Source organism: Microbulbifer regidiadema (SeqCode) (assembly GCF_052467605.1).
This window is the reverse complement of record NZ_CP174316.1, coordinates 3,166,187-3,187,266: the sequence shown is the minus strand read 5'-3', so window position 1 is coordinate 3,187,266 and position 21,080 is coordinate 3,166,187. Positions and strand designations below refer to the sequence as shown.

At 57.6% G+C, this 21,080-nt stretch carries 20 protein-coding genes; 5 read left to right on the top strand and 15 right to left on the bottom strand.

The genetic code is table 11. From position 1 onward, the window contains the following. On the top strand, positions 1–360 hold the full coding sequence (locus ACJJIF_RS14615; RefSeq protein ID WP_444929065.1) for a hypothetical protein: 360 nt from the start codon (positions 1–3) through the stop codon (positions 358–360). A 15-nt stretch (positions 361–375) separates the two neighbouring features. Here the strand turns inward: ACJJIF_RS14615 and phoR are convergent, their stop codons facing one another. From phoR to ACJJIF_RS14595, 4 genes are all read right to left on the bottom strand, one after another. Further along, on the bottom strand, positions 376–1,695 hold the full coding sequence (gene phoR, locus ACJJIF_RS14610; RefSeq protein WP_444929064.1) for a phosphate regulon sensor histidine kinase PhoR: 1,320 nt from the start codon (positions 1,693–1,695) through the stop codon (positions 376–378). Between the two features lie 137 nt (positions 1,696–1,832). Further along, positions 1,833–2,537 (bottom strand): phosphate regulon transcriptional regulator PhoB, encoded by a 705-nt coding sequence (gene phoB, locus ACJJIF_RS14605; RefSeq protein WP_444929063.1) that lies wholly within the window; start codon positions 2,535–2,537, stop codon positions 1,833–1,835. Positions 2,538–2,646: 109 nt separating this feature from the next. Beyond that, entirely contained in the window at positions 2,647–3,528 is an 882-nt protein-coding gene (gene ubiA, locus ACJJIF_RS14600; RefSeq protein ID WP_444929062.1) for a 4-hydroxybenzoate octaprenyltransferase, read from the bottom strand. After that, on the bottom strand, positions 3,525–4,130 hold the full coding sequence (locus ACJJIF_RS14595; protein WP_444929061.1) for a chorismate--pyruvate lyase family protein: 606 nt from the start codon (positions 4,128–4,130) through the stop codon (positions 3,525–3,527). Before ACJJIF_RS14595 ends, ubiA begins: the two co-directional genes overlap by 4 nt. 146 nt (positions 4,131–4,276) lie before the next feature. On the opposite strand from ACJJIF_RS14595, the gene ACJJIF_RS14590 reads away from it, so the two are divergent. Then, positions 4,277–5,593 (top strand): dicarboxylate/amino acid:cation symporter, encoded by a 1,317-nt coding sequence (locus tag ACJJIF_RS14590; RefSeq protein WP_444932359.1) that lies wholly within the window; start codon positions 4,277–4,279, stop codon positions 5,591–5,593. A gap of 10 nt (positions 5,594–5,603) precedes the next feature. Here the strand turns inward: ACJJIF_RS14590 and recG are convergent, their stop codons facing one another. Beyond that, entirely contained in the window at positions 5,604–7,709 is a 2,106-nt protein-coding gene (gene recG, locus ACJJIF_RS14585; RefSeq protein ID WP_444929060.1) for an ATP-dependent DNA helicase RecG, read from the bottom strand. Then, complete coding sequence (locus ACJJIF_RS14580) at positions 7,688–8,611, bottom strand: hydrogen peroxide-inducible genes activator (protein WP_444929059.1); 924 nt, start codon at positions 8,609–8,611, stop codon at positions 7,688–7,690. The genes recG and ACJJIF_RS14580 overlap by 22 nt, the downstream gene beginning before the upstream one ends. Positions 8,612–8,800: 189 nt before the next feature. On the opposite strand from ACJJIF_RS14580, the gene ACJJIF_RS14575 reads away from it, so the two are divergent. Both ACJJIF_RS14575 and ACJJIF_RS14570 read left to right on the top strand, forming a co-directional pair. Next, positions 8,801–9,061 (top strand): GlsB/YeaQ/YmgE family stress response membrane protein, encoded by a 261-nt coding sequence (locus ACJJIF_RS14575; protein WP_444929058.1) that lies wholly within the window; start codon positions 8,801–8,803, stop codon positions 9,059–9,061. A gap of 142 nt (positions 9,062–9,203) precedes the next feature. Beyond that, complete coding sequence (locus ACJJIF_RS14570; RefSeq protein WP_444929057.1) at positions 9,204–10,088, top strand: NAD-dependent epimerase/dehydratase family protein; 885 nt, start codon at positions 9,204–9,206, stop codon at positions 10,086–10,088. A 39-nt stretch (positions 10,089–10,127) separates the two neighbouring features. On the opposite strand, the gene ACJJIF_RS14565 is transcribed toward ACJJIF_RS14570, so the two are convergent. The 8 genes from ACJJIF_RS14565 to ACJJIF_RS14530 all read right to left on the bottom strand — a co-directional run bounded on the left by ACJJIF_RS14565 (position 10,128) and on the right by ACJJIF_RS14530 (position 19,339). Then, the gene (locus tag ACJJIF_RS14565) at positions 10,128–10,511 is read right to left on the bottom strand and encodes a Rid family detoxifying hydrolase (RefSeq protein WP_413663831.1); all 384 of its coding nucleotides are present in this window, start codon (positions 10,509–10,511) and stop codon (positions 10,128–10,130) included. 155 nt (positions 10,512–10,666) lie between these two features. Continuing rightward, entirely contained in the window at positions 10,667–12,784 is a 2,118-nt protein-coding gene (gene spoT / locus ACJJIF_RS14560; RefSeq protein WP_444929056.1) for a bifunctional GTP diphosphokinase/guanosine-3',5'-bis pyrophosphate 3'-pyrophosphohydrolase, read from the bottom strand. 52 nt (positions 12,785–12,836) lie between these two features. Continuing rightward, positions 12,837–13,100 carry a DNA-directed RNA polymerase subunit omega gene (gene rpoZ / locus ACJJIF_RS14555; protein WP_444918601.1) on the bottom strand — a complete coding sequence of 88 codons (264 nt, stop codon included), beginning with the start codon at positions 13,098–13,100 and terminating at the stop codon, positions 12,837–12,839. A gap of 98 nt (positions 13,101–13,198) precedes the next feature. After that, a complete protein-coding gene (gene gmk, locus ACJJIF_RS14550) occupies positions 13,199–13,819 on the bottom strand; it encodes a guanylate kinase (RefSeq protein WP_444929055.1) in 621 nt (206 codons plus the stop codon). Positions 13,820–14,042: 223 nt separating this feature from the next. Further along, a complete protein-coding gene (locus ACJJIF_RS14545) occupies positions 14,043–15,287 on the bottom strand; it encodes a sterol desaturase family protein (protein WP_444929054.1) in 1,245 nt (414 codons plus the stop codon). A 299-nt stretch (positions 15,288–15,586) separates the two neighbouring features. Then, a complete protein-coding gene (locus ACJJIF_RS14540; RefSeq protein WP_444929053.1) occupies positions 15,587–17,323 on the bottom strand; it encodes a S8 family peptidase in 1,737 nt (578 codons plus the stop codon). A gap of 529 nt (positions 17,324–17,852) precedes the next feature. Then, positions 17,853–18,407 carry a rhomboid family intramembrane serine protease gene (locus ACJJIF_RS14535; protein ID WP_444929052.1) on the bottom strand — a complete coding sequence of 185 codons (555 nt, stop codon included), beginning with the start codon at positions 18,405–18,407 and terminating at the stop codon, positions 17,853–17,855. Positions 18,408–18,451: 44 nt separating this feature from the next. Continuing rightward, a complete protein-coding gene (locus tag ACJJIF_RS14530; protein WP_444929051.1) occupies positions 18,452–19,339 on the bottom strand; it encodes a YicC/YloC family endoribonuclease in 888 nt (295 codons plus the stop codon). Positions 19,340–19,448: 109 nt separating this feature from the next. Here ACJJIF_RS14530 and rph point away from each other — a divergent pair, with 109 nt between their 5' ends. Then, positions 19,449–20,168: a ribonuclease PH gene (rph, locus tag ACJJIF_RS14525; protein ID WP_444929050.1), complete on the top strand. Its 720-nt coding sequence runs from the start codon at positions 19,449–19,451 to the stop codon at positions 20,166–20,168. Between the two features lie 54 nt (positions 20,169–20,222). On the opposite strand, the gene ACJJIF_RS14520 is transcribed toward rph, so the two are convergent. Continuing rightward, positions 20,223–20,990, bottom strand: a complete 768-nt coding sequence (locus tag ACJJIF_RS14520; protein ID WP_444929049.1) for an exodeoxyribonuclease III — start codon at positions 20,988–20,990, stop codon at positions 20,223–20,225. Positions 20,991–21,080: the final 90 nt, after the last annotated feature.

The window sequence follows — 21,080 nt, the reverse complement described above, 5'->3', positions numbered from 1 at the left end:
ATGCCCGAGTGGTTGGAAATAACGGTGATCTTGGCCTTTGCCATTGGAGCGGTATTCTTTTTTGCCAAGTATCGTGAGACTGCGGCGGCGCTACACGAGAGTGAGCGCATGAAAGTCCGCTTGTCGAATGACCTGAATCGCTATCGCGATATGCCCAAGCTGCGCGCGCTGCGAGATGCACTGATCGGCGATCAGTCCCTGCCTACCGACGACGAGGGCAATGAGCACCTGCTGTTGCGCGATGGCGATTTACAGCTGCACCATTTGGTTCTGCGTCGTGAGAGCAACGCTCTGGGTAAAGAGGGCACCGCCAGTTATATCAAGGACGGTAAAGAGGTCGAATTGCAGGAACTGGGGTAATAGTGAAAGCCGCGTTTAAAGCGCGGCTTCTATGCTCAACTTGGGTTGCGGCTTTTGCGCCAGCTTTGCCGCCGGGAAGCGAAGGGTGAAGAGGCTGCCCTGTCCGGGGGTGCTCTCTACACTCATCTCGCCGCTGTGCCGCAGCAGCACATGCTTGACGATAGCGAGCCCGAGACCGGTACCGCCGCTGTCCCGCGAGCGGCCGGGATCGACTCGATAGAAGCGCTCGGTCAGGCGGGGGATATGGATCGGGTCGATACCGATACCGTTGTCCTCCACGGAAAAGTGTCCGCCCCGCTCATCCCGCCACCAGCGCAATTGGATCTCGCCCTCTGCGGGAGTGTATTTCACCGCATTTAAAACCAGGTTGGCGAAAGCGCTGTGTAACTCGCCGGGGTCTCCATTGAGGTAGTCGTCCCCGTCGCACCGGACTTCGATATGGTGTCGGCCGCCGCTGAAGCTGCGCGCCTCCTGAGCCACCCGTTCAATCAGTTCCGGCACGGCCACGGCCATATCGCCGCCCTTGCGCTCTGAGGTCTCCAGGCGGGCCAGCAGCAGCAGGTCGTTGACCAGCGTGCCCATGCGCGCGGCCTGCTCTTCCATTTGCGCCAGGGGTTTTCGCCAGGGAGGGGGCGCCATATCGCTGCTTTGCAGCGTTTCCAGGTAGCCGGCAATCACCGTGAGGGGAGTGCGCAGCTCATGGGAAACATTGGCGACAAAATCCTGGCGCATCTGTTCGAGATTGTGCAGTCGGGTGATATCCCGAACAATAACCAGGGCTTCATCTTTACCGTAGCGGGTGACTTCCAGCTGTAATATGCGCGCCTCATTGCCGGGGGCGGGCAGGGTGAGGGGCTCCCCGTTGTTGTCGCTGTGCATATAGCTGACAAAGCCGGGATCGCGGACAAAATTGACCAGGGACTGGCCGGAATCGCTGGCCTGCAAGCCGAGCAGCTCCCCCGCAGCGGGGTTCCACCAGGCCAGGTTGTCGCCGTCCTCCAGGGCCACAATGCCCTCGCGCAGGGCGCTGGTGCTGTCTTGCACCCGGCGCAGCATCGCGTGTAGCTTTTGCTTTTCACGGCGGTGGCGCCGCTGCATACGGTAAAAATCGTCGTAGATTTCGCCCCAAATACCAAAGGTGGTGGGGGCTGGGCCGCGCCGGCCGTTGGCCAGCCAGCGGTTGAAGCGCTGCTGTTGCCACAGCACTGAGACTAGGTAGCTGGCCAGTCCCGCGATCAGGGCGAGAGACCAGCTGCCGGAGGTGACGCCGAGAATCGTGCACCCCAGAGTTATAATTACGAAACGCGAGAACTCGCCAATACTGCGATCCAACATAGAATTGCCGTGTTGCCTGATAGATGGCGGCAGGGGTCAGCCTCTTCCGCCCGCAAATACCTCGTGGAACCAGGCCCGCACCGGTTAAGTGCGGAGGTTTGATTCTGCAGGGATCAGTAGCGATCCAGGGAGGATTGTCACACTTTTTCTGCGGTTTGCACAGAAAACCGATAGCCGGTGCCTCGCACCGTCTGGATATAGCGGTCGTGGCTGTCAATGGCCAGGGCCTTGCGCAGGCGGCGGATATGAACATCCACAGTGCGCTCCTCTACATAGACATTTCCACCCCAGACGTGATCGAGGAGCTGGGTGCGCGTGTAGGCGCGCTCCTGGTGTGAGAGAAAGAAGGTGAGCAGGCGGAATTCCGTCGGCCCCATATCCACCGGCTGCCCCTTGATAGTGACCCGGTGACTCAGTGGGTCCAGTATCAGTGCACCGGCGCTGAGGGGTTCCTCGGGAGTTGCCGGGCCCGCGCGGCGCAGTACCGCCTTTAAGCGCGCCACCAGCTCCCGGGGGGAGAAGGGCTTGGTGATGTAATCGTCGGCTCCGGTCTCTAAGCCTTTGATTTTATTATCTTCTTCACCCTTGGCCGTGAGCATGATGATAGGCAGGGACGCTGTGAGTTCATCGCGCTTGAGGCGCCGTGCCAGCTCTACCCCGGAAACATCCGGCAGCATCCAGTCGAGTAGTACCAAGTCTGGCCTCTCGTCGATGATCAGGGCGTGAGCCTCCTGGGCATTCTCCGCCTCAAGGCAGCGATAATCGGCCATCTCCAGTGCGACTCGCAGCATATCGCGCACTGGGGCCTCGTCATCGACAATCAGGATCGTTTTACTATGCATTTGCCTGCCATACCCGCTCTGTTGTCAGGGTTTCCCTGGTTATTCCGGGGATTAAACGGGATTTTTATGACAAATATATGACGCTTTGCCGCGAGCGCCCACCCGGAGATTAATTCAGCAGAAAATGCAGCGATATGCCGGCAAAAAGCGCAAATCCTACCCAATTATTGTTGATAAAAGCCTGAAAACAGCCCTCGCGTGCCCTCTCCCGAATCAGCCACTGCTGATAAATAAACAAACCGCTAATGGGCAATAGCGCCAGGTAGTAAAAAGCTCCCAGGGAGAACCTGGCTCCCATTAGCAGCAGGGCGATTAAAACCATAACTTGCAGGGCGCCAGTGATGACTCTGTCCATCTCCCCAAACAAAATAGCGGTGGATTTAACCCCGATGCGCAGATCGTCGTCCCGGTCCACCATGCCGTAGAAGGTGTCGTAGCACAGGGTCCAGATCAGGTTGGCGGTGTAGAGCAACCAGGCCTCGGCGGGGACTTCTCTGCTCACTGCGGCGAAAGCCATGGGAATCCCCATGCTGAACGCGGCGCCTAACACCATCTGGGGCAGGTGTGTGTGGCGCTTTGCGAAGGGGTAGCCGAATGCCAGGGCCAGGGCCAAAAATGACAGGAGAACCGTGAGTGTGTTGGTAGTCAGTACCAGCAGAAAGGCGCTGAGACTGAGCCCGGCGAAAAGTACCAGCGCTGACTTTGGTGCCAGGGCGCCGGTGGCCAGGGGGCGCTCGGCAGTGCGCTTTACGTGGGCATCGATTTTGCGGTCGGCGAAGTCATTGACGGCACAGCCAGCCGCCCGCATCAGGATCACGCCGAGTGTAAATACGATAAATAAGTGAAATCCCGGCCACCCTTCAGCGGCCAGCCACAGCGCGCACCAGGTGGGCCACAGCAGCAGCAGTGAACCTATGGGTTTGTCCATCCGCGCCAGTTGCCAGTAGGGCAGTGCGCTGGGCCAGCGTTGGGCGATCTGTTGGCTGATCACAGTGAATCCTCAGTAGTCGTGGATTTGGCCGCCTGTTGCGGCGCGGGGGCCGCAGTCGGCTTAAAGTGGGGGAGAAAAGCTTCCGCCACTAACAGGGGTTTATCCCGCAGCCAGAAAATCGAGCGACGTCCCCAGACTTCAGAGCCCCTGTCCCCGAGTTCGCGATCGGGGCAGTTGGCGGATTTTTGCAGCAGGTTGAGCGTGATCTCCCCCCTGCGAATGCCCGGCTCGCTAAACAGCAGCTCTCCCAGTGGGCGGCTATCCAGGCTGCGCAGGTTGCGAGATTTCCCCTGTAGACTGCGCTCGGGCAAAACACTGCGGGCGTACACCCAGGGTTGTCCGCAGCCGTAGAGCAGCACCTCGCGAATCAGGGCCCGGCTGCCCGGGTGCAGCCCCAGTGCGCGGCCCTCTTCAGGGCGGGGCGGTTGCCAGCCCTGGTAGAGCACGCGCACATAAAAGTCCCCACCGCTCTGCTGCTTGAGAGCGGCGGTGAGCGAGTCGGAATAGGTCAGCCAGGGCAGCAGGGTATCGGGGGGTTGCTGCTGGGTCTCTAGAGGCAAACTCTGCCAATCGCCAGAGGGCACAAATGGTGATTGGTGCAACGCTAACTCCGCAGTCCGAATAAAGGCGCTATTGTATCCCGGCCGGTGGCGGCAGGTCTCTCCCTGTTGGATTTTTGCTCCACGGCGCAGCAATGGATATAGTGTTCACGGCAAAGAAAACAACTATTCATACAGAGAAGCTTGTTATGGGGCTTACGACCAAAATCTTATTAGGGATGATTGCGGGCATTGTCGTGGGGTGCATATTCAATTTTTTGAATATGAGCCAGCTGTTTGGTGCCGGTGTAAACAACGCTATTAATCTCTACCTAACCGAAGGCCTGTTCGACGTAATCGGCCGTATCTTTATCGCATCACTGAAGTTGATGGTGGTCCCTTTAGTGTTGGTATCGCTGATCAGCGGTGCCTGCGCCCTGTCGGAAGGCAGCCGAATTGGACCGCTGGCGGGTAAAACTGTCCTTCTTTATATGGTGACGACGGCCATCGCCATTACCTTGGCACTGTGTATGGCATTGATCTTCCAGCCCGGTGTTGGTGTGAGTGCAGCCGCCGCTGAGGCCGCTTCGAATTTTGTACGGAAGGAATCTCCACCGCTTTCCGAGGTGCTGATCAATATATTCCCCACTAACCCTGTGGCCGCTATGGCTGAGGGAAATATGCTGCAAATTATCGTATTTGCCCTGTTGATGGGCTATGCGATTTCCCGCTGCGGGGAGCCGGGCCAGCGTGTTGCCGCCTTCTTTAATGATCTCAATACCGTTGTATTGCGCATGGTTGGGGTGTTGATGGTATTCGCTCCCTATGGGGTTTTTGCCCTGCTCGCGAAGACTTTCGCCGGTCTCGGGGTCGATGGACTAAGACAGCTGGCTAAGTATTTCTTTGTAGTCCTGGCGGCCTTGTTAGTGCACGCACTAGTTGTTTATTCGGCCTTGCTCAAACTTTTAAGCGGCCTGAATCCGTTGGAATTGCTGAAGAAAATGCGTCCAACCATGATTTTTGCCTTCAGTACGGCCTCTTCCGCAGCCACTATTCCCGTCACCCTGGCAACGGTGGAAAAGCGTCTTGGTGTGGATAACAAAATTGCCGCATTTACCATTCCCTTAGGCGCCACTATCAATATGGATGGCACCGCGATTATGCAGGGGGTGGCGACGGTCTTTATCGCCCAGTTCTTCGGTATTGAGATCGGCCTGACCGGCTTCCTGACGGTAATTCTGACTGCGACCCTGGCTTCTATCGGTACTGCCGGCGTGCCCGGTGTCGGCCTGATTATGCTGGGCATGGTATTGCAGCAGGTGGGTCTGCCGCTCGAGGGTATCGCCATTGTGATCGGTGTCGATCGCCTGTTGGATATGGTGCGTACAGCGGTCAATATCACCGGTGATGCGGTTGTAAGTAGTGTGGTGGCGAGGAGTGAAGGTGCCCTGGACGAGGAGACTTACTACGACGCCAATTACAAGAGTGTCAGTATCAACGACAACAATACGCTGGGCGCCCACTAGAGCGCCCTCCTCAGGCCTCGGCGAAGCGGGGCTTGTTCTGTAACCAGCGTTTGATCAACTGCTGTCGCATTCCCTCCGTCAGTTGCGGGGAGATGGCAATTTTTTGCACTTGTGGCAGCAGTTCAGCATCTCTCTGCAGATCGGCGATCCGGTGCTGTATCTCACCAGTCTGGCGGGTGCCGAGGATTTCACCGGGACCCCGCAGGCGCAGATCCTCCTCCGCAATCGCAAAACCGTCACTGTGCTGGCGCAGCGCCTGCAAGCGGGCGCGGCCATTGTGCGACAGCGGTGTGCCGTACAGCAGCACGCAGTGACTGGCGATAGAGCCGCGTCCCACCCGGCCGCGCAACTGGTGCAACTGGGCCAGGCCCAGGCGTTCGGGGTTTTCGATAATCATCAGGCTGGCATTGGGCACGTCTACGCCCACCTCAATCACCGTGGTTGCCACCAGCAAATCCACTTCGCCAGCTTTGAAGGCGCTCATGACCTGCTCTTTTTGCTCGGGCTTTAAGCGACCGTGCACCAGGGCTACGCGAACCCCCTCCAGCATTTCGGCGAGCTCTTCGGCGGTAGATTCTGCGGCCTGGGCCTGCAGGCTTTCCGACTCCTCGATCAGGGTGCAAACCCAGTAGGCCTGGCGCCCCTCGGCGATGGCGCTTTGCACCCGCTCCATAACCTGGTCGCGCCGATCATTGGCAATGGCGACGGTATTGATAGGCTGGCGCCCCGGCGGCAGCTCATCGATGATCGAACAATCGAGGTCGGCGAAGGCGGACATCGCCAGGGTGCGGGGAATCGGTGTGGCGGTCATGATTAGCTGGTGCGGTTGCAGTCTGCCGGTCGCCCCGCTGGCGGCCCCTTTCTCGCGCAGCTCCAGGCGCTGCTGCACACCAAAGCGGTGTTGTTCGTCGATAATCACCAGCACCAGATTGTGGAAAGCCACCTCCTCCTGGAAAAGCGCATGGGTTCCCACCACTAACTGGGCCTCGCCACTGGCAATCTTGCCCAGCTGTACGCGCCGCTCGGCGGCTTTGAGGCTGCCGGTCAGTTGCGCGACGCCAATGCCGAGGGGATCGAGCCAGTTGCAAAAATTGATGCGGTGCTGCTCTGCCAGAATCTCAGTGGGTGCCATGACCGCTACTTGGGCGCCGGCACCAATACCCTTCAGGGCCGCCATAGCGGCGACCAGGGTCTTGCCGGCGCCGACATCGCCTTGCAGCAGGCGCATCATCGGTGTCTGCTGCGCAAGGTCTTCGGCGATTTCCTCGCACACCCGCTGCTGTGCACCGGTGAGAGAAAAGGGCAGGCGCGACAAAAAGTCCCGCTCTAAAGATGGGTTAACGGGCAGGGGCGGGGCCGCGACCCTGGCGCTATTGCGCCTCAACTCCAGCAGGCTGAGGTGGTGGGCCAGCAGCTCTTCCAGCGCCAGGCGCTGCTGGGCGGGGTGAACGCCTGCCGCCAGTTGATCTAACTGGGTACCGGCGGGGGGCGAGTGCAAATACAGCAGGGCATCCCTGAGCGGATAGCGCAGTGCCTTAGGTAACAGCTCTGCCGGCAATAGCTCGCTAACCGCGCCGTTTTTGAGTAGCGCCAGTGCCTGCTCCACCAATCCGCGCATACGCGCCTGGCTCACGCCCTCGGTCAATGGGTAAACCGGCGTGAGGGTATCTGCGGTCTCCGCGTTGTCGAGACCGACAACTTCCGTTTCCGGGTGGTAGAGCTCCAGGCCGTTGGCGCCGCGACGGGCCTCTCCAAAGCAGCGTATTCGAGTCCCCCGGGCAAAGCGGTTTTTCTGTGCGGCGGAAAAATGGAAAAAGCGCAGGGTCAAGGTGCCACTGCCGTCGTGCAGTCTCACCACCAGGCTGCGGCGGCGGCCGAAGACAATATCTGCGGCGCTGACCTCCCCCTCGATAACCACATCCATGCCGGCGTTGAGGCCGGCAATGGGCACTACCCGGGTGCGATCCTGGTAGCGCAGGGGCAGGTGGAAAACCAGATCCTGCAGGGAGCTGATATGGAGCTTGGCCAATACCTGGGCAAATTTATCCCCCACGCCTTTGAGGGTGGTAATGGGCAGCTCGGCCAGATTGTTGTTTATCCCTCGGTCAGATGACACTGGCTGATCGCCTCTCGCAGTATGTCGATTGCGCGGTGCCGGGGGAAACTCGCCCGCCAGGCCAGCGCAACAGTGCGGCGCGGCCCCGATGCGGTGAAGGGGCGGGTCTCCAGCAGGCCGCTGGCATACTGTGATGCGGTGGCGGCCGAGAGTGGCAATACGGTAATTCCCAATCCTGAAGCCACCATATGGCGGAGAGTCTCCAGTGAGCTGCCATCGGCCGCTGTGCGAATACTGCCACCGCCGGCTTCTTTTTCCATGCTCAACTGTAGGTGCGGACAGGCTTCCAGTACCTGATCGCGGAAGCAGTGGCCCTCTCCCAGCAGAAGCACATTGTCTTCGGTGAGTTGATCCGGGGAGATCGCCTCCTGTTGCGCAAGCGGGTGCCCGGCGGGCATCAGCACGACAAAAGGCTCGTCGTACAGAGGCTGGGTGACAACGTCGGGCTCGGTAAAGGGCAGCGCAATAATGATGGCATCCAGTTCGCCCTTGCGCAGCCGCTGTCGCAGTGTGGCGGTATAGCCCTCCTCAACATAGAGCGGCATCTGTGGTGCCAGGTGCTGTAGCTGGGGAATAAAGTGGGGGAACAGGTAGGGGCCAATAGTAAAGATGGCGCCAACGGATAGGGGGCTGGCCAGCTGATCTTTGCCGGCGCTGGCAATGTCTTTGATAGCCGCTGACTGCTCCAGCACCAATTGGGCCTGGGCGACAATTCTCTCACCCAGTGGCGTTGCCTGCACCCGGGTTTTTGAGCGCTCAAATAGGGCGACGCCCAGTTCTTTCTCCAGCTTCTTTACCGCAATGGAAAGCGTCGGCTGGCTGACGTAGCAGCGCTCGGCGGCACGGCCAAAATGCTGTTCCTGGGCGAGAGTGACGATATAGCGCAATTCATTCAGGGTCATGGTAAAGGCAATTAGATGGCCATCAGTAATAGTTATTATTCATAAATAATTGCCGCTGGCCAATACTCGCTCTCAATATGTAATCTGAGGCCAAATATTGGGAAATATTACTAATTTTGATGATTCATATGGGATTAAGGCGCAAAATTTTGCTATATCTGTAAGGGGCACACCGAACGGAGACACGTCATGGGGGTTCTATCCTGGGTCATTCTCGGGTTGATCGCCGGCGCTTTAGCCAAGTGGATTATGCCGGGCAGAGATCCCGGTGGCTGGATCGTCACTATGGTGATCGGCATCGTCGGTGCTTTTATCGGAGGCTGGCTCGGCGCTCTAGTTGGGTTTGGTGGCCCAGTGACGGGTTTCGGAATTGGCGACATAATAACGGCAACGGTTGGCGCGATCATTTTTCTTGCCATTTACCGTATGTTTAAAAGGCGTGGTAATTAGCCCGGTGTAGACGCTCCTGGCGACTAAATACAGGCGTCTGATTATGATATTTGCCCGTATGATCACAGCACCTTCACTGGGGCTGAACAGCACTGAATCAAGGGAATAAGGTGGGTGGTACAAGCCGTTCACCGGGAACTTTATGACACAACAAGAAAAGCTTTGGATCCTTGGGTGTGGTGACCTCGGAGCGAGACTGGCGCTGCATATAGACCGCAAGCAGTACGCGGTTTATGGGATGCGGCGCAACCCCCTGGTCGCCCTGGCGAGCAAGCGCCGGGCAGATGTGGTGAACTGGCGCCGGGGGGATGCCACCAAGAAAGAAGACCTTGAGCGCTTGTTGTCGACGGGGGCGGATGTCATCCTCGCGACATTTACCCCCACTGAACACACGCCCACTGGCTACCACCGCGCCTATGTGGAAACCGCCAGGGCAATCGCGGAGGTGGTTCCGCAGCTGCCGACCCCACCGCGCCTGGTTATCTGGGTCTCTTCCACTCGGGTTTACGGTCAGAGTGGAGACGACTTTATCGATGAGCAGACGCCGCCTCTGCCCAGTGGTTTTCAGGGGGACAGTTTGCTCGCGGCTGAGGAAATTATGCGCAGCGCTATTCCCAGCAGCTGCATTGTGCGCTTTGCGGGCATTTATGGCCCCGGTCGCGATCGCCTGCTGTCGCAAGTCCGCGCCGGTCGCTGCGCTCCACCTCAGCCGCCGCAGTACAGCAACCGCATCCATGTGGATGATTGCATCGGCTTCCTACTGCACCTGATCGATCGGCACAGACAGGGGCGCGGTCTGGAGCCACTCTATATTGGTGCCGATAGCCAACCGGTGCCGATGTACGAGTTGCAGCAGTGGCTGGTCAAGGCGATGGGCTATACCAGTGCCCACCTGCGCGAGATAGTGCAGACGAGCGAACGCCGCTCGAAGAAACTCAGCAACCAGCTGATGCTGGCCAGTGGCTACGAGCTGAAGTACCCGGACTACAAGGTGGGCTACAGCGCACTGCTGGAGTCGGAGGGCTGAATAAGCCCTCCGCTACTGCGGGCGCCTTGGCGAGACGTTTCAGGTCACCATAATCGCTTCGGCCTCAAACAAGGCTCCCCGCGGCAACTCCTTAACGACGACGGTTGCCCTGGCGGGGTAGGGCTCTTCGAAAAACTCTGCCATTATCTCATTTACAGCTGCAAAGTTGCTGCTGTCGGTAATGTAGAGATTGAGTTTCACAATATGCTGGAGCGATCCGTCAGAGGCCTCACAGACTGCGCTGAGGTTGCGAAAGACCTGGTGGACTTCATCGCTAAAACCTCCGCCAATCATCTGTTGTGTCTCTGGGTCCAGAGCGATTTGTCCCGACAGGTAAACAGTATTATCCACTTTTACTGCCTGGGAATAGGTACCAGCTGCGGCGGGTGCCCGGTCGGTTTTAATAACGGCTCGATTGGGCATGGGGTACTCCATTACTTATCAATATTGTTGAAAAGGAAGACCTATACGGAACTTCCGAATAATCCCTTACTTATTTGCGGGGCTTTCAGAAGCCAGTTAAATATATCGCGCTTTGCCGCTGAATGGCAGCTCCGCTTGAGGCGCCCCTGGGTTCGTCAGGGGCGGGCGATACGGATGACTGAGGGGAGGTTGCGCAGGCGCTTCATAACCCGGGCCAAATGCACGCGGCCGCTGACTTCCAGGGTCAGGGAGATCACGCTGTTGTGCGCATCTTTCTCATCCACGTTGATCTGTTCAATGCTGGCACCCTCTTCTGTGATACGGGTGGCCAGGCGGGCAATAATACCTCTCTCCGATTCGACCTCTACGCGCACATCGCCGAGGAACTCTCCGGTGACGTCCGGCGACCAGTTCACCAGCATAATATTTTCCGGGTGCTCGCGAAAATCACCGGTATTGCGGCAGGTATCCCGGTGTACCACCACGCCTTTGCCGGAGCTGATATGGCCGATAATGGTATCCCCGGGAATGGGGCGGCAACAGCGGGCGAAGCTGATCATCATGCCCTCTTGGGCATCGATGGTCAGCGGGGAAGAGATATTGCTGGTTTCGCTCTCTTCACTGGTGATCGGCGCGAGCAACTTGGCCGCAGAGAAGGCCACTTTGCTGCCCATGCCAATCTCTTCCAGCAGCTTGTCCAAAGTGGCGCACTTGGCCTCTTTGAGGCCCGCTGCCAACTGCTCTGGGGTCAGGGCATCTAGGCTGGCGTCGAACTTGCTGAGCGCTTTTTCCAGCAGGCGCCGTCCCAGGGCAATAGAGTCGTGGTGACGCTGGTGCTTGAGGAAGTGGCGGATGGCACTGCGCGCTTTGGCGGTCACCACAAAATTGAGCCAGCTGGGATTCGGCTGGGCAGTTTTGCGGGTGAGAATCTCGACTTTTTGCCCGCTCTCCAGAGACTGGGACAAGGGGGCCAGGCGTTGGTTGATGCGCACGGCCACACAGGAATTGCCGATATCCGTGTGTACGGAGTAGGCGAAATCCACGGCGGTGGCACCGGCGGGGAGGTCGACGATCTGCCCCTTGGGAGTGAAGACGTAAACTTCATCTGGGAACAGATCGATTTTTACGTTTTCAATAAACTCCAGCGAGTCGCCGGCGCGCTGTTGCATTTCCAGTAGGCCCTGGACCCAGCGCCGCGCGCGCACCTGGCTGGTGCCGCCGGTGTTGATCACCTCATCGCCGGAAGCCTTGTACAGCCAGTGCGCGGCAATGCCGCTGTTGGCCATCTCATCCATTTCCTTGGTGCGGATCTGAACTTCAATGGGCACCCCGTGCATACCCAGCAGTACCGTGTGCAGTGACTGGTAGCCATTGGACTTGGGGATAGCGACGTAATCTTTAAACTCGGAGATGACCGGTTTGTACAGGCTGTGCATAACGCCGAGCACCCGGTAACAGGTATCCACACTGTCCACAATAATGCGGAAAGCGTAGACATCCATGATCTCCTTAAAGGATTTTTTCTTGGCGCGCATCTTCTGGTAGATGCTAAATAGGTGCTTCTCCCGGCCAATCACCAGGGAGCTGATGCCCTCCCGTTGCAGGCGCAGTTCTATGGCATTCTGGATTTGTTCCAGCAGCTCTTTGCGGTTGCCGCGCGCGGCGACCAGAGCGGCGCGCAGGCGACTGGCACGCAGCGGATAGATGGCGAAAAAAGCGCGATCTTCAAATTCGATACGGACATCGTTCATGCCCAGGCGATGGGCGATCGGCGCGTAGATCTCCAGGGTTTCGCGGGCGATACGGGCGCGCTTTTGCGGCTTCAGTGCGCCGAGGGTGCGCATGTTGTGCAGGCGGTCGGCCAGCTTGACCAGGATCACGCGGATATCGCGGGCCATGGCCAGCGCCATCTTCTGGAAGTTTTCCGCCTGCTTTTCCGCCGGGCTGTCGGTCTCGAACTGGGTGAGTTTGGAAACGCCATCGACCAGGTCGGCAACCTCTCCACCAAACTGCTCGGCCAGGGCCGCCTTGGGGATACCGGTGTCCTCGATCACATCGTGCAGCATGGCTGCCGCCAGGCTCTCGTGATCCATATGCATACCCGCGAGAATAGTGGCAACGGCCAGCGGGTGGGTGACATAGGGCTCGCCGGAACGGCGCTGCTGACCCTCGTGAGCCTGCTCCGCGTAGAAATAGGCGCGGCGGACTACTTGGATCTGGTCGGGGGGAAGGTATGAAGAGAGGCGGTGGGCCAGACTATCTATGGTGTGCAATGCCGCGCGCGCCTCTCGTAAAACTCACAAAATACTCAGTTAGAAACTCGGATCAGATTTCCTGATCTGACAGGTAGTTGGGGGCCGCCATGGCTGCAGGGGCCTCTTCGCGCTCCGGCTCGTCGAGGATCGCGGCATCCACCAGGCCCTCTTCGATTTCACGCAGGGCGATTACCGTAGGTTTGTCGTTCTCTTCGGGAACCAGCGGGTCCCTGCCGCCTGTAGCGATCTGACGGGCGCGCTTGCTGCCGACGATAACGAGCTCGAAGCGGTTGTCCACATGCTCAAGGCAATCTTCAACGGTAATACGTGCCATAAACTTTCGTTTCCATTTGCTGTGCCCGAAGGCAAATTCTGTACAGGGGACCGGCTATTTTACCGGACCGGGAAATGTATGCAATTCGATCAATTGGTTCAGTGGCGCAACAGTGCCTGAAGCAGCTCGCCGTGGCGCAGTTGTTGCACTGCCAGGCGCTGCCGCTGGGCTACGATAATGGCGCGCAGCTCCACCAGCGCTTGGTCGAAGTTGTCGTTGATCACCAGGTAATCCGCCTCGACATAGTGGGTCATTTCGTCGATAGCCTGATCCATACGGCGGTCAATTACCGCCTGGTCGTCCTGGCCGCGCCCGGTCAGGCGCTCGCGCAGCGCTTCCTGGGAGGGGGGCAAAATAAAGATACCCACCGCATCGGGGCGCAGGCGGCGGACTTGCTCGGCCCCCTGCCAGTCGATTTCCAGGATCACATCGCGGCCGCTGGCCAGGGTTTCCTCGATGTTGGCCTTGGCGGTGCCGTAGTAATTGTCGCCATAGACCTGGGCGTGCTCAAAAAATGCATCGCGCTCCAGCATGGCCAAAAACTCTTCTCGCTCGACAAAGTGGTAGTCGGTACCGTGAGTCTCACCCGGGCGCTTGGCGCGAGTGGTGTGGGAAACCGATACGGTCACTTGATCGTCGCTGTCTACCAGCGCTTTGACCAAGCTGGTTTTTCCTGCACCTGAGGGGGCGGAGACGGTGTAGAGGGTTCCTGTTTGCACAACTAATCCTGTTCGCGAGCAAAGGGCCTAGTATAACCGAAGCTTGTGTCACAAGATGGAATTGTGTCGTGAAGGGACAAGGCTAGCCCCCGGCCGGGTTGGGGGTATCTGTTGGGAGATTCAGGGCACCTTACCCACTGCGCACCTGAGCCCGGCCGGGATAGCCTCGCGGGAGTTTCTCAATCACCACCAGCTCGCTGTGATCGAGGGTTTCCCCCTGTTGCTAACTACTAACGAAGGTGACTCTATCCTCTTTGTGACGGATTGCCAACCACCACCAGATCAAAGCACTTCCAAGCAGATAGCAGATAAAAATCGGCACATAAGTACTATTTAGTAGGGGTATGGCGCCAATTAATGCCAGTAGTCGCAGACTCTCCATATATCTCAAGCTAGGATGACCATCCAGTATTCTTCCGTTGATGGCGAGGCAAATGATCAGTGTTACCACGGTGCCTATCAGTTGCCCGAAGCTCAATACGCTAGTGAACCACAGCAGTGATAGGGTTGCAGCGGTGTAACACAGGTGTTGCGCGAGGGCGTAGTAGCGCAGCCCCGGGCTAATCTCCGGGTCATAGGGCTTAAAGTTTGCGAGATTGGTGGAGGCTACCGGCATGGACTTTTCTACATCGGCGGGTCGGTAACCGGTGGCACGGAACCACAGGGTGAACTTGTCCCACCAGCTTTTGGTGTGCCAGGCATCGATAGCCAGGCGCTTTAAGTGCTGCAAATTGGCCGCTACGGGGTCAAAGGTATTCAGCGCTTTGCGCACACCGTAAATACAGGGCTCTTGCGCCAATTCTGGCTGGTAAGTACCGAATAAACGATCCCAAATAATGAGTATTCCGCCGTAGTTTTTGTTGATATAGCGGGGGTTCTGAGCGTGATGTACCCGGTGGTTGGAGGGGGTAATTACCCACCATTCCAGCCAGCGTATCTTGGGTATTTTTTGCGTGTGAACCCAGAATTGGTAAATCAAATCGATAGCTCCGGCGAGAATAACAATCTCCGCCGGCAAACCAATCAGGAGCAGTGGCAGATAAAAGATCCAGTCCAGCTGTAGCCCGCCGGAAGACTGGCGCAAAGCGGTACTCAGGTTGAAGTCTTCACTCTGGTGGTGGACCAGGTGTTCCGCCCAAAAGATATTCACTTCGTGGCAGATACGGTGCTTCCAGTAGTAGCAGAAGTCGTAGGCGAGCACCGCCAGGGCCAGGTGCCAGCCGTTGTCGATAGACCAATTGAAACCGACCAATTGATAGTAGGGTTGTAGCAGTGCAAATAGCGGGATATAGATAACGAGGAACAGGCTCTTATAGCTCAGGCCAATAATCCGGTTGAGAATCCCCGTGCTGAGGTTGCCGACAGCGTCATTTAGCCGGTAGAGGCCCCAGCCTTTCCAGCGGTCCAGGGCGAGTTCCATGAGTATGGCGATAAGAAAAAATGGAATGCAGAAAGTTAGCAGGTTCACAGAAGCCCCATATTTTTATTATTAAATAGCGTATCTGGTGGACTCTGCCACAGGGCTGCGGGGGCGAAAATGCCGGTGGAGCTTGGATTCTGAAATCAGTCAGTATTCGTGCAAGGCGCCTTGCAGGCACAGAGCTGCGGGCTCGAAAATGCCCGGCGCTAATTGCCGAGTTGGCAGGGGGGTAGCCGCTAGAGCGGTTGTCTCAGTGCGGTGTGGCGCATGCCGCTTTCTCGGGGGATAGTCTATCGACAAAAAGGCCGGCATATGCCGGCCTTTTTGCGCTCTCAGTTGCCCGATATTTACTCGGTAACTTCCGCTTCCAGAGTCACACCGGTGTAGGACTCGTAGGCGTGGATACCGATATACCAAGTACCGGAATCCGGGTTGCTAATGGTGCAGCTCTCGTCGTTGCCCGAGATATAGGGGCGACAGTCGTAGCGGCGCAGGTTGGGGTTGCTGCCGTGGCGCAGGTAGAGGTCTGCATCGCCGGAGCCGCCGGAGATTTCTACGGTCAGGCTGGAGGTGCCCGCCTCAATATCAATCGAGTATCTATCCCAGTTACCCTCGCTGCCGGACAGGTTGGTCGCCGTCCAGCTGCTATCACTGCCGCTATCGCTGTCATCACCGCTGTCATCGCTACTATCGTCACCGCTCGCCATGGCGACAGCCGCTGCCGCATCGACAATACCGGCGCCACAGTTGTTGCACGAGGAGGGGAAGCTGCGCGCGGTGCTGGTGAGGATCGACTCCACTTCATCCGGAGTTACGTCGGGGTCAACCGCATAAATCAGTGCGGCGGCGCCGGCGACATGGGGGGCGGCCATACTGGTGCCCTGGCTGTAGTAGTAGCTATCGCTGCCGGCGTCGGTAGAACCGTTGTTATAGGTGGAGAGGATGCCGTCGGGATCGTTGGCGTAGCTCTGTGCGCCACCCGGTGCGGCAACATCTACCACACTGCCGTAGTTGGAGTAGTAAGAGCGACCACCAGTGCGATCAGTGGCAGCAACGGTGATAACACCCTCACAGCTGGCCGGTGAGTATTGGCCCGCATTGGCACCACTGTTACCAGCGGCGACCACGACGGTGGCGCCGAGGCCGCGCGCAGTGTCGATAGCGCTCTGTGTGGTGGTGTCACAGCTACCGCTGCCGCCGAGGCTCAGGTTCAAGACCTGGGCAGGGTTTTCGTTGGTGGGCAGGCCGCTGACAGAACCACCGGCGCCCCAGATGATGCCGTCGGCAATATCCGAGGTGTAGCCACCGCAGCGTCCGAGTACGCGCACGGGCACGATCTTGGCCTCGTAGGCAACACCGGCAATCCCCATATTGTTGTTGGTAACCCCGGCGATGGTGCCGGCTACATGGGTGCCGTGCCAGCTGCTGTCGCTTTCGGAGGATTCGTCACAGGTACCGGCCTCATACCAATCACCTGGGTCGGTGGGATCGTCATCGCGTTCGTCTCCGTCCACAGAAACGAAAGTGTCAGAAATCATGTCGTAGCCGGGCAGGATATTGTCGATCAGATCGGCGTGGGGCAGGTATCCGGTATCGAGTACTGCGACGACGACGCCATCGCCCTGGGTGACGTCCCAGGCCTCAGGCAGGTTCAAGCCACCGGTGGACTCGTAGTAGTGCCACTGGTTGAGATAGCTGGGGTCGTTGGGCTCGGCCATCGCCTGCATGATCAGATCCGGTTCTGCGTATTCCACATCCGGGTCCTGCTTCAGGCGCTCGATAATCGCGTTGACTTCGCTTCTGTTTTTGCGACCCTCCAGGCGCATTACCTGGGCACCGGTGGCCATACGGCGCAGGTGGCGCATCTTGTGGCCGGCGCGGCGGGAAGCTTTTTCCACGGTTTCTGTGGCCATAGTGGCCGCTTTGCCAACCTTGGCGCTGTCTTTGTATTTTACGATGATGCGGTCAGTCAGCAGTGTGTTGTCGGCCTCTGCTGCGTGGGCAGCGAAGGGGGTTGCACACAGTAGCGACAATGCGCTCGCCAGAGTCGTCTTTTGCAAAAGACTTTTTAATGATGATTTCATTATTGTTATATCTCCGAGATATTTCTATATCCGGCTGCCAGTACTCTGGTCGGCCGGAGACTCCTGAATAACGTCGCTATGCCAAAATAAGTTTGATTTAGCGGATGGACCAAAAACGGGCTTGCCTGAAATTGACAAGCCAATTCAGTCAAAATTAGTACCGATATTTCTAATTGGTACGCATTTATGACGATCTTGAGATTGGTATCCTCAACTAAGACGCATAAAATTGTGTGGCTTTAGGCGCCAAATTGATTAATTTTGAGAAAAAATTTTATTAATGAGGGGCTATCCACAGCTGGGGTGTGTAGGGAGTCACAGGGAGAGAGTGCAAAATTTATACAAATATTTTTAAGTAAAGCTGTTTCCGAGTTGGGAGCGCTTGTAGGCCGAGAAGTAGCCCTGGGGTTTCCCCAGTCCGGCTTGCAAAGTTGTCGCGCAAACGGGAGTGGATACTGGCTTGGGGGTATCCCAGTGTGAGTGGGCACTACTGGGATTTGAGGTTCAATGCGAGTTAATAACAGCGGGGTTAGTGGGACTCGCTATAGCCGGGGCTCTTGGCCCAGAGTTTCGCTGCCAACAGGCCGAAGATAAAACCAAACAGGTGGGACTCCCAGGAAATATACCTGCCCTGGGGCAATACACCGAAGATAAGGCCTCCATAAAATATGGCCACCACAATGGATATGAGTAAACGGCTAAATTTTCTGCTGATAAACCCTGCGAGCAGTAAAAAGCCGAAGTAGCCATAAATGATTGAACTGGCCCCCAGGTGGTTGCCCCTGCCCCCCAAAAGCCAAACCGCCAGTCCGGTGGTGATTGCGATAGCCAGGGTCACCTTCAGGTAGGTATTTACCCCGTATTGCAGCACGAGAAAGCTGAAGATACACAGGGTGAATATGTTCGAAAAGAAGTGCCAGCTGCTGCCGTGAAGTAGTGGTGCGGAAAAAATATGCGGGAGGTGATTGAGTGAGCGGGGAACAATACCAAAATAATTGAGCGAGCGGCCGCTCAATAGATTGATAGTCTCAATCGCAGCCAGCACTAAAAAAATAGCACCGACCCACTTTAGATTTTGTCGCATAGATCTTCCTTACCGGGAAAGCGGTGGCCCCCTTTAAGCGGGGATCACTCGATATTTTGAACCTGCTCGCGCATCTGCTCGATCAACACTTTGAGTTCTACCGCAGCCTGGGTGGTATCGGTCACTACCGACTTGGAGGAGAGCGTGTTGGCTTCGCGGTTAAATTCCTGCATCAGGAAATCCAGCCGCCGGCCGATGGAGCCACCGCCGGCCAGGACTCGGCGGGTTTCAGCGGTGTGCGCACTGAGGCGGTCGAGCTCTTCATCCACGTCCGCTTTCTGGGCCAGCAGGACAATCTCCTGTTCGAGGCGGTCCTTATCCAGCTCTACTTGCAGCTCTTCCAGGCGGCTGCGCAGCTTGTCTCGCTGTGCATCGAGGATTTGTGGAAGCAGCGCGCGAACATTGGCCACTTGCTCTTCAATACCCTTGAGGCGGGCCTCGATAAACTTGGCCAGCTCAGCGCCCTCGCGTTCGCGGTTTGCACGCAGTTGCGCCAGCGCTTCGCGAAAAGCTGCCAATATCGTCGCTGACTGTTGATCGGTATCCGCTTCCGGTTCACTGATAACACCGGGCCACTGGAGGATTTGCAGGGGGTTGAGCGGCTGTAATTCTTCGCCGCTGGCCACTTGCTTGGCCGCTTGAATCAGGGCCTGGGCAAGGGGTTGGTTGATTTCCAGCCCGCTCTCCTCAGCGCTATTGGCTTTTAGGGTCAGGGTCAGTTCAATCTTGCCGCGCGACAGCGTTTTGCGCAGGGTATCGCGCAGCTGTGTTTCCAGAGGGCGAGCGGCTTCGGGCAGGCGGAAATGCGGTTCCAGGTAGCGGTGGTTGACCGAGCGCAGTTCCCAGATAGCCGTACCACTTGCGTAATTGGCCTCGGCGCGTCCAAAGGCTGTCATGCTGCGCACTTTGTTCGGTTCCCTTTGACTGGCCATAGCTGATCCCCTACAGGCGTATTAATCGGCCCGGCATAATAACACAGCGTTTGGATCGCCATACTGGGGTATATAATGCGGGCCTTTCATTCAATATTTGAGGTGGACTATGCAGCGTCCCAGTGGCCGCGCGCCGGCGCAATTGCGCCCGGTAAAAATTACCCGCAACTATACCCGTCATGCGGAGGGGTCTGTGCTGGTGGAGTTTGGCGATACCAAGGTTTTGTGTAATGCCTCGCTGTCCAGTGAAGTCCCACGTTTTTTGCGCGGCCAGGGCAGCGGCTGGATTACGGCGGAATACGGTATGCTGCCGCGCTCCACGGGTTCGCGTATGCCCCGGGAAGCGGCCAAGGGCAAGCAGGGCGGGCGCACTGTGGAAATTCAGCGTTTGATCGGGCGCTCTCTGCGCGCGGCGGTAGATTTGGAAAAACTGGGTGAGAACCAGATCACTATCGACTGCGATGTTATTCAGGCCGATGGCGGCACCCGGACTGCGGCGATTACGGGGGCCTGTGTGGCGCTGGTTGACGCCCTGCGCCATATGCAGCGGGAGAAAATTATTGCCGATGATCCGCTGAAAAATATGGTGGCGGCAGTGTCTGTGGGGATTTATCAAGGGGAGCCGCTACTGGACCTGGACTACCCGGAAGACAGCGCAGCGGATACCGATATGAATCTGGTGATGGCTGAAGATGGCGGCATGATCGAGGTGCAGGGCACTGCTGAGGGTGAGCCATTTACCGAGAAGCAGTTTGCGCAGATGTTGGGGCTGGGCAAGGCGGGTATCGACGAGTTGATCGCGCTGCAAAAGCGGGCACTGGCCGAGTAACGCAATCCGTATCCGGCCCTCTCCGCTGAGGAGTGGGCCGGAAGTGGGGGTGATTCAGACCTCGATCTCGTAGTCCATGATCACCGGCAGGTGGCTGGAGAATTTCACATTCTTGTTGATGGCGCCGTACTCGATACGATTTTTCAGGCCGTGTGAAACGATCTGCATATCGGTGCGCCAGCCGTCGCCCTCTCCGACAGTGCCGCTGGGCCACCAGCTAAATTCGTCGGTATCTTTCACGACGCGGCGAAAGGAGTCGACATAGCCAACATCGTTGAAGAGCTGCTCCAGCCAGCGCTGTTCGTGGCGCATAAAGCCGGGGGAGTCCTGGTGGTCCTGCCAGTTTTGTACGTCGGCGCGGCGGTGAGCCATGCCCCAGTTGCCACAGAAAATAAAGTCGCGGCGCTTGCGGCTGATTTTTAATAAGTGCGCCTGCATATCCTCAAAGAACTGGACTTTTTTCTCTAGCGATGCCTCGTCGGTGGCGACCGGCGCAAGCAGGGAGCCGATACTCAGGCGCTCGAAGTCCGCCTGTAAATAGCGGCCGTACATATCTTCACCATTGGCGAAACCCATTCCGAATATAATGGCTTTGGGCTGGCTGCGGGTGTAGATCGCCACACCGTTTTCATGGGGGGTTCCCGAGTCGAAGAAGTAACTGTAATAACCGTCGGGGTGGAAGATCGGGTGGTCCAGCTCTGGCTCGAGAGAGCGCAGGTCCTGAAGACAGATGATGTCTGCATCCTGCTCCGCCAACCAATCGTAGAGACCGCGTTGAGCGGCCTGATGAACGCCGTCTACCGACAAGCTCACTATTCGCATTATTAGCCCCTTACCAGCGGACTGTGTATCATTAGAAACATTATATGCATGCCTATCCCCGGGAATGCTACGGGGAGGTCTCCCTTCACC